The organism is Phycisphaeraceae bacterium (genome assembly GCA_019636795.1).
Taxonomy (GTDB): Bacteria; Planctomycetota; Phycisphaerae; order Phycisphaerales; family UBA1924; genus JAHBWW01.
The window spans coordinates 143,282-155,402 of sequence record JAHBWW010000004.1 but is presented as its reverse complement, the minus strand read 5'-3'; the positions used below and the strand labels follow the sequence as shown (position 1 = coordinate 155,402).

Genomic DNA, 12,121 nt, shown 5'->3' with positions numbered 1-12,121 from the left:
CGAATTTGGCCACGATTGGAGTGTTTATGCGTACTCAACTTCTCTCGCTCGGTGTTGTTGCTCTCCTCGGTGTCGCCCCTTCTGCCAGCGCACAACTCGCTGCGTACGGAATCGGGCCAGTCAATGGTGGAACATCCCGTTTCAGCCATGATTACCTGCTCGATGACGGGACGCAGGATGAAGCGATTGGGCTTATTGGAGGCGGCGCTATCATGTATCTCAACCGGTTCACCGTGACGGCGGGTCGCGAGTACCTCACGGGCATCAGCATTGCACCAGGACTGTTTGGAAGCGGCAATGCACGGGACATCATCCTCAAGGTTTTCCGCGTGAATGGTGATCCCAGCAATCCCGCCAACCTGCAGAACATCTACAAGGCAGATGCCGTTCTGGAGGGACCGCGGTCCGATGACTTCCAGAAGTTCAACGTCGGTGGCCCAAACGTCTTCCTGGGCAATGCAGGAGATGAGTTCATGGTCGGGTTCTGGGTTAACAGTCTTGATGGAGACTTCCTTGGCGCAATCGACCAGACTGCATCACAAGGAATGTCATGGGCTATGGCGGGCTCCGACCCGAATGACATCTCGACATGGACCATCTGGGGAGTCATCGATTCCTTCGGATTCCCTGGCAACTGGATGATCCGCGCGAATGCGGTGCCGGCTCCGGGCGCTTTGGCTCTGCTGGGCCTTGGCGGGCTGGCAACTGTGCGTCGTCGCCGCTGAGCACTCTGACCACACCCTCTCGCTCTGATGCCTCTCGCATCAACAGACAGCGAGCGAGAGGAACTCCCGCCAGCGCGAAAGCGCAGGCGGAGGGTTTCCATATGAGCCATGATGCCGATGTGATGCATCAGGCGAGAAGCGGTGCTATGAGGCAGCGCCGTCAGTCCTCATGCTCAGCCTCAACAGGAGTTTGAACATGCAACGGATGATTGGATTCTTGACAGTTGTAGGAATCGCTGCTCTTGCAGGCGCTGGGGTGCGCGTGGATCTGATCGTGTATGAGAACGCCGACAACGCCGACGTGTCGATCCTGGATCTCTGGGTCAATCTGGTCGATGGTGGAACGTATGTTGATTTCACATTTCATAACGATTCGACTGGATCGGCCACAGTTGCGAACGTGTACTTCGAGGCGAACAGCCTGATGTCAGGCGGGTCGATTGTCGGACAGTCGGCGGGTGTAAGTTTCACTGATGGCGGTTCACCACCGAATCCGGCTCAGCCTGGGTTCCTGTTCGGCGGTGCGTGGGGCGGCAATCTGTACAGCGCCAGTGCGAATCCTCCGCCCTCGATGAATGGCATTGATCCCGGCGAAACACTGACAGTCCGATTCACGCTGGTCGGTTCATTTGCTGATGTGCTGGCTGCGGTGCAACCCAATGCGATTGGCGGCTTGCGCATCGCGCAGCATGTGATCAACCTTGGTGAGTTCAGTGTGTGGACGATCAATACGCCATCACCCGGCTCGATCGCGCTGCTTGGCTTTGGCGCGGCATGCGCTGTGCGTCGTCGCCGGTGAACATCGAGCTTCGGGAGAGCCAAGCTCCCATCTCGTGCACGTCTGTGCACAAGCCGTGATCTCGGTCGACACAGTTCGGCCGAGGCCGCGGTTTGTCGCATGGGCGAACCGGGTTCTGCAAGGGCAGAGTTCCGCAGCCAGCACATGGCGGCGCAACCGTGTACACTTGCCACAGGCGATCGGGCTGCTGGAGTAAACCCCGCTGTTCACTCAAACTCCTTCAAAGGATCCAATGCATGTCAACTGCGAAGTACAACCCGAAACTCAAGCACTCGAAGACTGTCAAACTCAACCGCCGCGATCTCACCGACGTGATCGAGACCTATTGCCAGGAGGGCCGCAGCGCGGGACAGGCGGCCTGGAAGCGGGCGTGCGACAAGGGAGTACGGCACGGCAAGATCGAGGAAAACAGTGTGGATGAATGCATCGCCTATGTGACACAGGAGGTCACGCGCGAGTGCAAGGATAAAGAAGATTCACCGATGAGCCCGAGCGACCTTCGAACCATGTCCAAGACCATGAAGCATTTGTCCACCAAGTACGTCTGACGCGCCGGGCAAGGGTGATGTTTGGGGTCTGCTGGTGTGATGCTGACATTGGGTGGCGTGTCATGGCGTCATCCGTTACAGTGTGCGGCTCGCGGGGAACGGTGTGCACCCTCGCGGCCGAACCTGTCTGACGAGGAACGCCATGACCAACCCCAACGACCCGACATCCGCTGCCTCGAACGCCGAGACTTCTGCCGCCGGAGCAGCGGGGCTCGATCGGGCAGCACGCGCGGCTGCCGGGTTCACCAACGACGATCAGATCTATGTCCCCGAGCCGGGCGAGCGGCAACTGACGCTGCGGGCGGTGCTGACCGGGTGTCTGATCGGCGGCGTGGTCGGGTCGATGAATGTGTCGCTGGGGCTCAAGATCGGCTGGAGTTTCGGCGGATCGATCATCGCGGCGATTCTCGGCTTCTCGCTGTGGGCGTTTTTGCATCAGATGTTTCAGGTGCGGCGCTTCGGGGTGCTCGAAACCAATATCGCGCAGACCACCGGCTCGGCTGCGGGGGCGATGGCGTCGGCGGCTGGTCTGCTCGCGCCGATTCCGGCGCTGGCGATGCTCGACGGCGACAACGCCATGCGATTGTCTTATGTCCAGTTGACGCTCTGGTCGCTGGCGGTTGGCTATCTCGGCGTGTTCTTCGCGGTCCCGCTGCGCAATCAGATGGTCGTGGTCGAGAAGCTGCGATTCCCGACCGGCACGGCGACGGCGCAGACGATCGTGTCGATCTTTGCCGAGGGAGCCGAGGCGATCCGCAAGGCCAAGGTGCTGCTGATCTTTGCGCTTGTGGGGTTGTTTGTGATCGCGCTCAAGACCGCGTGGTTCGATGGGTATGCACAGATCGCGGGATACGTCAACAACCCGCTGTCGGTGCTGCTCGGCGGCCAGTCCGCGCAGTCGCTGATCGACGATCCCTCGACGCCGCTCATCATCGGCATGGCTGCGATCATGATCAAGTGGGGTTTCTTTCCGATCGCGACGCCGGCGATGACGGGGGCGGGGCTGATCGTCGGCCCGCGGATCGGCTTGTCGATCCTGGCCGGCGCGCTCATCGGCTGGGGGTTGCTCGGGCCGTACGTGATGTCGGGCGGCGGGCTGCTGGGCGCGCTGTTCGGCGGGCATGACGGGTGGACAGAGCGGCAGGTCATCATGGACTCGCGCTTTGGCGTGCAGGGCTGGATCCTGTGGCCGGGCGTGGCGATCATGGTCGGCGATGCGCTCATGTCGCTCGCTCTTTCGTGGCGCACGATTCTCAATACCTTCCGGCGCACCACCACTGCAGACCCGTCGACGCAGTTTGAGACGCCCGAGCAGCGCGTGCCCAACTCGTGGTGGATCGGCGGGCTGGCGCTGGGCACGATCGCGGCGGTGGTGGTGATGGAGCTTGTCTTCGGCATTCCGTTCTGGATGACACTCATCGCAGTGGCGCTCTCGGCGGTGCTGGCCGCGATCGCGGTGCGTTCGACGGGCGAGACGGACATCAACCCGGTCGGGGGCATGGGCAAGGTGACGCAGCTGGCGTTTGCGGGCGTTGCGCCGGGGCAGATCCCGACGAACCTGATGGCGGCGGCGGTGACGGGCTCGGGCGCATCGCAGGCCGGCGACATGATGCACGATCTCAAGACGGGGCGCATGCTCGGCGCGTCGCCGCGCAAGCAGATCATCGCTCAGTGCATCGGCATCACCGCGGGGATTCTGATCGTCGTGCCGGTGTACTGGGTGTTCTCGAAGGTCTACACGATCGGCGAGGCGGGCGGCGAGTATCCGGCCCCGGCGGCGCATGCGTGGCGCGGCGTGGCCGAGGTGCTGGCGACGGGCTTTGGTTCGCTCCCGCCGTATGCACCGACAGCGATCGTGATCGGGCTGATCTTCGGCGCGCTGGTGCCGATCGTGCGCAAGATCTTCCCGAAGGCGGCTCCGTACACGCCCAGCGCGCTGGCGATGGGCATCGCGTTCATCGTCCCGCCGGCGTACCCGGTCATGATGTTCCTGGGGTCGATGGTGCTGGTGGTGTGGCGCAAACTGAGGCCGGTGCAGTGCAAGGCGCTGGTGTTTGCGGTCGCGTCGGGCCTGATCGCCGGCGAAGGCGTGATGAATGTCATCGTCGCGGTATGGAGCCTGGCCAAGGAGTGGCTGAGCGGCTGAGCCGAACAGAACACTCACGGGAGAGACGATCGCTTTTGTAAAGCAGAAGAGGCCTTTTGTAGAGCCGAAGATCGCTTTTGTAGAGCCGAAGAGCGATCTTCCCAAGCAGAATGTCGCTCTTGCAAAGCAGAAGAGGCCTTTTGTGAAGCAGAAGAGCGATCTTCTGGAACAGAATGTCGCTCTTCTATAACAGAATGTCGCTCTTCTGGAACCGAAGAGCGATCTTCTGAAAGACAAAAGGCCTCTTCTCGAAGACAAAACCGCTGTTCTCGGCCCCGCAACCGCTCCGGCCCCGCCCGCATCGCTCGCACGCGGCGTTTTTATCGCGGACCGGGGCACATGCCCGACCTGAGGCCAGTTTTATGGCCAGTTTTATGGTCAGTCCAATGACCAGTGCTGGCCCGATCAAGCCTCTGGCCAATGCTGGCCAGCAGACACTGCGGTGACAAACAGTGCGGGCCGCGCACCCGCCGCCGATGTGTGACGTCGTCGCCCCGACAGGGCGCGGGGTTGTAGCCACGGTTAGATCGCAGCGCAACCCATGAAATCGGTCGAGTTCACTTGATCCTACTCCGGTGGGGCAGAGGAAGCGATCAGAATGCGCAGCGATCGAATTGCAAAATACTACAGGTATTACTCACCGGCCAGCCACCGCAGGCATGCTTCCACCCCTGTAGAATCGGCGACGGCACCAAGCTTCTTCTGTTGCAGAGCCTTTCGCATCGCGTGCCAAGCCTTGTAGTCTTTCGACGTAAGGCCCACATGCGGCTCGATCGCGCCTTTCGTCCATAGCCAGATGTCTTTGTCTTTGAGCTTGGTGTGCAACGACGAGATGTACTTCTCTGCAGTTACGTCCGCAGCAAGTATCTCAAAGCACTCCCTCCGCTTGTGCTTGCTGAAGAAACCGTCGTCTCCCAAAGCAACGCCCATCGCATCTGCGATCGCCGGACACAGTGCCTTGCATGCCGCAATGTCCTCATCGTTCACGTCGAGCACCTTCGACGACACGGCTCCTCTAAACGCATAGTCCAAGTCCACGACCGCTCGCGTCGGGATGCCCATCTGACCCAGGACTTTCAGGCATTTGGCTGTGTTGCCGGAGCCATCCAACGCAACGAAACCTATGCGGTGGTCGGCAGGCGGAGCACCGTACAGGGCTTCAAACAGATCGGGAACCAACTCCCGCTCCGTCTTTCCTTCTGCGAGAATAACACGGTCAGAGAAGAGAACTTGGCCCGCGCCCTCGACGCTGAAGAGTTCGTCCAGCTGCGCCTGTGCTTCTTTCTCCAATGCCGCAATGGCCTGCGCGAGACGCTTGCGCTTCGTCGTGCCGTTCGCGTCGTTCTTACACAGTACCAGAACCGCACCGATCTCGTCCCGCCCGATCATGAGCGGAGAATGAGTCGTGAAGATGACCTGATAGGGCCCGGACGAGAGTTTGCGAAGCGCGCTGCGCACCTTTGCAACGGCCTGCGGGTGCATGTAGAGTTCGGGTTCATCGATCAGAAGAAGCGTCCGACCGCCCTTGCTGGCTTCCGCTGACTCCGCGAGTTGTCGGATCAGCGCCATCTGAATGGCGCGCTGAGCGCCGTGCCCAAGCGATGACACATCGCGTCCGTTCGGATCAACCGGACCGGCTCCATTCGTCTCATAGACCTTAATCGTGCCAGCCTTGAACATGGTGGTGAGTTCCGGGGCAGGAACGTGGACTCTTACTTCGACGCCTGGAAAAAACTCCGCTACGATTCCATTGGCCTTCCTGTCAAAATTCTCAAGTTCAATCGCACGCTCGTCACCCTCGGCATCGAGCAACTTTCGCAATTCGTCCAATCGCCTCGCGATTTCCTTGCCCTGAGTCTCCTTCATCGCGGTCATCAACTTGGCGATGAGTTTGCCGATTGTTGAGCCTGTCTCAAACTTGCCGATGTCCTTTCCGGCATCGTCCATCGCAGCGATTGAGATCGGCTCCGGAAAGAGAGCGGAAATCGCGTTGTCGATGCCGGACGGATTCTCCTTCCAAGCGGCAGCATCGCCAGCGGGCTTCGACAGATCTCTGACTTTGAGCTTGATGTCGCTGGCTGATCCACCGGGCCTGGGCTGTTCACGCTGAATCTCGACGACGCCGTCTTTGACGAAGGGTTCGATCTTCGGTTTGTGGGTCGTGCCCAGGTTGTCGATGATCTTCTGGGTCAGGCCGGTGATGCGGGCTTCGACCCGAACAGCCGACGCCGGGTCAAAGAAGGCGGATTCCGGCAGAACGGATTTTTTCAGCACCCATTGAAGGGCCGCGAGCACATTCGACTTGCCTGCGTTGTTGTAGCCGACGAGCGGAGTGAAGTCGGCGAACTCGACATCTTCGAGATTCCTGCAGGACTTGAAGTTATAGATCGAGACTTTTGAGAGTGTTTGCATGACTTACTGCTCCCCTTCCTGAGTGCTTGTTTCAAGCGCCTTCATCTCCAATCCCTCAATCTGCTGCAGCGATGCCCCCGCGATCGCCTGCAATTCGCCCCACATGCCAACGGTCGATGCCATTACGCGGTCGATCTGCTTCTGCCGCTTTGCCCAGTGCCGCTCGTAGACCGTGCGCTCGGTGATAAGGTCGGCCTGCATCGCCGTGAAGGCTTCCTTGATCGCTTCGACGCGCTGCCGGAACTGCGGGCCGGTCAGGTATTGGTAGAGGATCGCCATCTTGTCCTGCTGGCCTTCGGTCGCCCGCCGAGCCAGCGCCGCTTCGGTGAGCGCGTGCCGCAACGCCGCCGCGAGCGCGATCGTAAGCGCGGGCGTCGTGACCCACACCCCCTCGATCTCGGCGAAGGTGTCCAAACCCGGGGGCATCGTCTGTGTCACGATCACGGCGAGGTCGGCCTTAGCCGCCCGTTGGTCCTGTTTCAGTTTGTCCAGCCACTTGCCGTCCCAGTTCTTGGTACGTTTGGACTCCCAGAGGATCGAGCCGCAGGCTTGGCCTGTTTCGCTGAGCACGCGATGCAGCATGTCCGCCCCACGCTGCCCCTTCGCCACCTCCTCAAAGGTGTCGCGACGGAATGCGTCAGCGAGCCGCTTTTCAAGATCGAGTTCCTGAATCTCGCCCTGCAACTGCTGAGAGCCTTGTTCGAGTTTTCGCTGAGCCTCAGCAAGTTGCTCCTTCTGGGCTTCGATGACCTTGTCCTTCTCGGCGATGCGCAGCCGGGCGGCCTCCTCGGCATCCTTCTTGGCCTTTTCCAGTTGGGGCGCGACCAGTTCCGCGGCTTTCTTCTCCGCGGCAAGGTCCAGTTCGCGTATCTTCTCGTCGAGTTCTCGCTGCTTGCGGATGGCATCCTTCTGCGCTTGCTGAGCCTCGGCGAGTTTCATGTCCTTCTCCTTCATCGCCTCTTCGAGTTCTTCCTTTTCCGCATCACGCTCGGCAATTTTCTCATCGTACTTCTGCTTGGCCTTCTTTGCGGCGTCGCGCTCGATCGTGGCTCGCTGCTCAGCGACTTGTTCGGCAACCTGCTCGTCGATCTTCTCCCGCTCCATTGCCAGCGCCGCTCTTTCCTTCTCAATGTCCTTGCGTACCTTCTCGGCGGCCGTCTGCTCGTCAGCAAACGCCTTGCGCTTGGCGTCCAAGTCCTCTTCCTTGCTCTCAAACTCCTTTTCGAGTTTGCGGCGAGTCTCCTCTACGAGCGGCGCGGCCAACGTCTCATTGAGCTTGAAAGACTTGTGGCAGTGTGGGCACTCGATTTTCACGTCGGTCATGTGTTGGCCCCTGAGTACAGATTGGGTAAGTGTACGAGGAGTGTCGCGTGACAACACTGCCGGGGCTGCCGCCCCCGGCACCCCCGCTCAAGGCACCTTGCAGCGCAGGATGAGCGTGGTGAGCGTTTCCCCTTTTTCACTCGGAGCGAGCGGGGGCGACTTGGATACGCGGGCGGCACGCTTCCGGGCTGCGCGGGATCTGTGGCCACACCATGCCCGCGTCGTTTCGATCGCTCCATCACGCCCGATGCCGCTGATCGCACCGAGAGCCTGTGCATGCAGCCCTGCGAGACACGCCCCCGATGAGAGCGATGGCAATGGGTTGGCAGCGATGCCCGATGATCCCAGATCATCCGCACCGCTCGCCGGAGGAACCGGCCAACGGTGGCACGGCAGAGGATGTCTGCGCGATCGATGCCACCAGCCTGTTCTTGTTGTGTACAGCGCTACACTGTTTCACGCATGGCATGCCCGACTACCATGGCTGCACGAGATTCCATTCAATCAGCTGTTCTCCGACAACTGAAATGCCCCTGATCGAACTCGAAACTCAGATCGCTGCACCCATTGAACGCGTGTTCGATCTCGCTCGGAGCATCGACGCTCACATGGCCAGCACGACAGGATCTCGCGAGAGGCCCGTCGCTGGACGCACATCGGGCCTCATCGAACTCGGTGAGACCGTCACATGGGAAGCGACTCATTTTTGCATCAGGCAGAAACTCTCCGTCCAGATCACGGCCTTCGTTCGACCCCATCTGTTCGCAGACGAGATGATACGCGGCACCTTCGCCTCAATGAAGCATTTCCATCGGTTTGCCGAGTCCCGTGTAGGAACGGTGATGAAGGATGAGTTTCACTTTCGCGCTCCATATGGAATGCTCGGCCGAATTGCAGAATGTATGTTCTTGACCGGCTACATGAAGAGATTTCTTGCCAAGCGCGCCGCCGAACTCAAGTCCATGGCGGAGTCAGACGAATGGCGCCGCTACATCACAAGCGCGGGAGAACAATGCGATGCCGAACAACCGTTGATCCGCGATGCGAGTCGTGAGGGTTCCTATGACGCTCCATCCCGATGAGGAAGCCACCATCCGCAGTTTTGTCGTACCGGCGAAGCGTGATCGCTACATTGCGCTGCTCGGCAGTCGCACACGACGCCGCCAGGCTTTGGATGACTTGAACCACTTCACCGACTGGGACCGTCGCTATTGCCGTTCACTGCCATCCTCTGCCGATGTCTTCGATCTGCTCAATAAGGCGGGCGCGCCAGTGACGTGTCGCCTCATCTCGGACAACCCGGAACTGGACGGCCGCGAACTCACGCTGCGAGCAGCCGTGGATGCTGCTGAGAAGTGTGCGTTCGCCTCGATCCTGTGTTGCATCCCCGGCACGCTGGCCTTCTACTTTGATGAAGTCGCCGCTCCTCGCAATCGACTTCTGCTCGAACGCCGAGATCTAGACCGCTCACCAACGGCCGCAGTTCACCGGTGATACCAGCGGCAGATGAGTAAAGGGTCGGCCTGGATTCCACTCTCGCCCGATGCCGCTGATCGCACCTGAGAGCCTGTGCATGCAGCCATGCGAGACACGCCCCCGATGAGAGCGAAGCCCGATGATCCCAGATCATCCGCACCGCTCGCCGGAGGAACCGGCGAACGGTGGCACGGGTTCGTGCATTTAATCGCGGGCACCAAGCGGGCACCAAGCAGGCCGAGACGCACCACGCCCAATCATGGGATGTTGCCGACGAACACGCACGCGAATTCTGGTGCTGATCGCTCCATCACGACGATACCGGCGGCATGCAGGTCCATGACCTCGCGCGCCGGGTGAGCACCAGCGGAGCGCGCGGGCCGTGGAGCGCAACGAACGCGGCCACAGTGGCCGTGTGATCTCTGGCAGGCCGATGGCCGACACGCACGATGGACCCGCAAACCCAAAGGCACTGTGTCATGAGAACCAAACGCACCTCAGAATCGCCCACACCCGACTCGCCCAAACGCCCGCGCCGATCGCCCGGCAAACTCCCGCCGCCGCCCCCGGGCGTGGCCGTCTTGTCGCGGCCCGAGGCCGCCGCGTTCATGGGCGTGAGCCTCGGGACTTTCGGGATCTGGGAGCGCGACGGGCGCGTCACGATCCCCCGCTACCGCGCGCCGGCGGGACCCGGGCTCACGGTCCTGTACGCTGTCGAGGACCTGACGCGCCTGCGTGAGGAGCTGCGAAAACTCGAAGAGCCCCATCCCGATCCGCAGCGCCCCGGCGTCTACCGCGTGCCGATCCGCAGCGACAAGTACCGGCTCGTCGCCCTCATCGATGCCGAGGATCTGCCCAAGGTCGAAGGCAAGCACTGGAACGTCTCATACAGCAAAGGCGGCAAAGACCTGGACGTGATCCTCTCGACGGTCACGGAGCGCATGGTCCCCCTCAAGCGCGTCATCATGGGCGTGGACGCCCCGGAATGCCGGGATCAGATCGTGGACTTCATCAACAGCGACCCGCTCGACTGCCGCCGCGCCAACCTCGTCATCACAACCCGATCCGAAGTGATCCGCCGCCGCCCCAAAACGAAGGGTCGCGGCGGGAGCGAAGCCGCATCGGCCTACAAGGGCGTCGGATGGGATACGCAGCGGTGCCTCTGGAAGGTGCAGATTGGCTCGCGCGAGACCCACCGCGTCGTCGGCCGATTCCGCGACGAAGCGCAAGCCGCCGCGGCCTACGACGCCGCCGCGCGAGAGATGTACGGCGATGCGGCCCTGCTCAACTTCCCCGACGGGAACATCCCCGCGCCGACGTACCTCGATCCCGAGGGCAAGCCCGTGCGCGAGATGAACGCGTACCGCGTGCCGCGCGGGCTGCCCGCGCCCCCGCCGGGCGTGCCCATGCTTTCGCGTCACGAAGCCGCCGAGATTCTGCTCATCAGCACGACCACCCTCTGTGGCTGGGAAAAAGCCGGGCACATCTCCATCCCCCGCTACCGCGTCAAGGACACGACCGGCAACCCAATCTTCTACGCCGCCGCCGACATCACGCGCCTGCGCGATGAACTCGACAAGGTGGGCCAGCCCTACCCCGATCCGCACCCCGCGCGGGCGGGCGTATGGCGCGTGCCGCTGCGCACACTCGATGGATACCTCGAGGCGCTCATCGACGAGGCGGACCTCCACCACGTGCAGGGCAGGAAGTGGAACTTCGCCATGCGTAAAGGCGACAGGGCCGGCAAGGGCGTGGTCTTCCTCGTCGGCCCGCGCGACATCGAACGCGTGCAACTCAACCGTCTGATCATGGGCCTGACCAGTGACAGGCCCGGCGAGCACGTCGTCCACGCCAACGGCAACTCTCTCGACTGCCGCCGCGCCAACCTCGTGTTGAGCACGTTCGCCAAGGGCACCCGCGCCGCGTTCAAACTCCTGCACCGCTCGGGGCGGCCGACCACCTCGCGCTTCAAGGGCGTCTTTTGGACCACGCGCGACGAAGCGTGGGCGGCGAATATCCGCGTGGACGATGTGCACCGCGTGCTGGGCCATTTCGATGACGAAGAAGATGCGGCGCTGGCGTACGACGACGCCGCCCGCGAGGCCTGGGGCCAAGAGGCACGGGTGAACTTCCCGCGCGCGGGCGAACTGCCCAGCGCGGCCGCGCCCGTCAATCCCGCCGAACTCTCAAAGGACGCGCCGTACTCGGCCGCGCGACTCCCCGGCAAGCCGCGCGAGTGCACACTCGCCCGCCACGACGACGGGAGCGTGACTCTTTCGTGGCGCTGCGTCAACGCGGCCGCCGGCGCGGGCGTGACCTTCACGGTGTCGCGAAGGCTCCCCGGCCAGCGTGAGTTCGCCATCATCGGCACGGTGGCCGGCACCACGCACCAGTCACGCGTCGCAACCTTCACCGACGCCACCGTCCCCACCGCCCCCACCGCAGACCCCACTGCAGACGTGCTCGGCAACGCTGCCAGCCCGCAGTACACCATCCAAGCCTCCCGCGGCACAGACCAGGGCGAAGTCAGCGACGTGCTCACGCTGGACACGCACGAAGGACAAGCCGCCGGGAAACGCACACGGCAGGGAAAGGCGGCGTAAAAAGCGAAGAAGCAAGAGGAAGCCGCGGTGTTGGTGGAGCGGAGAGTGGGTGAAGCCGAGGTGCTGGTGAAGTTGGTGCCAACAGGCAC

At 62.0% G+C, this 12,121-nt stretch carries 9 protein-coding genes; 7 read left to right on the top strand and 2 right to left on the bottom strand.

Annotation, left to right across the window (positions count from 1 at the left end):
• Positions 1–26 precede the first annotated feature (26 nt).
• From KF757_09720 to KF757_09705, 4 genes are all read left to right on the top strand, one after another.
• Positions 27–725 (top strand): PEP-CTERM sorting domain-containing protein, encoded by a 699-nt coding sequence (locus KF757_09720; GenBank protein MBX3323254.1) that lies wholly within the window; start codon positions 27–29, stop codon positions 723–725.
• A 196-nt stretch (positions 726–921) separates the two neighbouring features.
• Positions 922–1,524, top strand: coding sequence for a hypothetical protein (locus KF757_09715; GenBank protein ID MBX3323253.1), 603 nt, complete (start codon positions 922–924; stop codon positions 1,522–1,524).
• 236 nt (positions 1,525–1,760) lie between these two features.
• Positions 1,761–2,072 carry a hypothetical protein gene (locus tag KF757_09710; GenBank protein ID MBX3323252.1) on the top strand — a complete coding sequence of 104 codons (312 nt, stop codon included), beginning with the start codon at positions 1,761–1,763 and terminating at the stop codon, positions 2,070–2,072.
• A gap of 142 nt (positions 2,073–2,214) precedes the next feature.
• Complete coding sequence (locus KF757_09705; GenBank protein ID MBX3323251.1) at positions 2,215–4,218, top strand: OPT/YSL family transporter; 2,004 nt, start codon at positions 2,215–2,217, stop codon at positions 4,216–4,218.
• Between the two features lie 633 nt (positions 4,219–4,851).
• On the opposite strand, the gene KF757_09700 is transcribed toward KF757_09705, so the two are convergent.
• Positions 4,852–6,630, bottom strand: coding sequence for an AAA family ATPase (locus KF757_09700; protein ID MBX3323250.1), 1,779 nt, complete (start codon positions 6,628–6,630; stop codon positions 4,852–4,854).
• A 3-nt stretch (positions 6,631–6,633) separates the two neighbouring features.
• Positions 6,634–7,953, bottom strand: coding sequence for a DUF2130 domain-containing protein (locus tag KF757_09695; protein ID MBX3323249.1), 1,320 nt, complete (start codon positions 7,951–7,953; stop codon positions 6,634–6,636).
• A 527-nt stretch (positions 7,954–8,480) separates the two neighbouring features.
• Between KF757_09695 and KF757_09690 the strand changes: the two genes are divergently transcribed.
• The 3 genes from KF757_09690 to KF757_09680 all read left to right on the top strand — a co-directional run bounded on the left by KF757_09690 (position 8,481) and on the right by KF757_09680 (position 12,032).
• Positions 8,481–9,035 carry an SRPBCC family protein gene (locus tag KF757_09690; protein MBX3323248.1) on the top strand — a complete coding sequence of 185 codons (555 nt, stop codon included), beginning with the start codon at positions 8,481–8,483 and terminating at the stop codon, positions 9,033–9,035.
• A complete protein-coding gene (locus KF757_09685; GenBank protein MBX3323247.1) occupies positions 9,016–9,447 on the top strand; it encodes a hypothetical protein in 432 nt (143 codons plus the stop codon). The genes KF757_09690 and KF757_09685 overlap by 20 nt, the downstream gene beginning before the upstream one ends.
• Before the next feature lie 461 nt (positions 9,448–9,908).
• Entirely contained in the window at positions 9,909–12,032 is a 2,124-nt protein-coding gene (locus KF757_09680; GenBank protein MBX3323246.1) for a hypothetical protein, read from the top strand.
• Positions 12,033–12,121 lie beyond the last annotated feature (89 nt).

Coding starts and splice junctions, on each gene's coding strand:
- KF757_09720 (MBX3323254.1), top strand. CDS start 27: ATGCGTACTCAACTTCTCTCGCTCGGTGTTGTTGCTCTCCTCGGTGTC.
- KF757_09715 (MBX3323253.1), top strand. CDS start 922: ATGCAACGGATGATTGGATTCTTGACAGTTGTAGGAATCGCTGCTCTT.
- KF757_09710 (MBX3323252.1), top strand. CDS start 1,761: ATGTCAACTGCGAAGTACAACCCGAAACTCAAGCACTCGAAGACTGTC.
- KF757_09705 (MBX3323251.1), top strand. CDS start 2,215: ATGACCAACCCCAACGACCCGACATCCGCTGCCTCGAACGCCGAGACT.
- KF757_09700 (MBX3323250.1), bottom strand. CDS start 6,630: ATGCAAACACTCTCAAAAGTCTCGATCTATAACTTCAAGTCCTGCAGG.
- KF757_09695 (MBX3323249.1), bottom strand. CDS start 7,953: ATGACCGACGTGAAAATCGAGTGCCCACACTGCCACAAGTCTTTCAAG.
- KF757_09690 (MBX3323248.1), top strand. CDS start 8,481: ATGCCCCTGATCGAACTCGAAACTCAGATCGCTGCACCCATTGAACGC.
- KF757_09685 (MBX3323247.1), top strand. CDS start 9,016: ATGACGCTCCATCCCGATGAGGAAGCCACCATCCGCAGTTTTGTCGTA.
- KF757_09680 (MBX3323246.1), top strand. CDS start 9,909: ATGAGAACCAAACGCACCTCAGAATCGCCCACACCCGACTCGCCCAAA.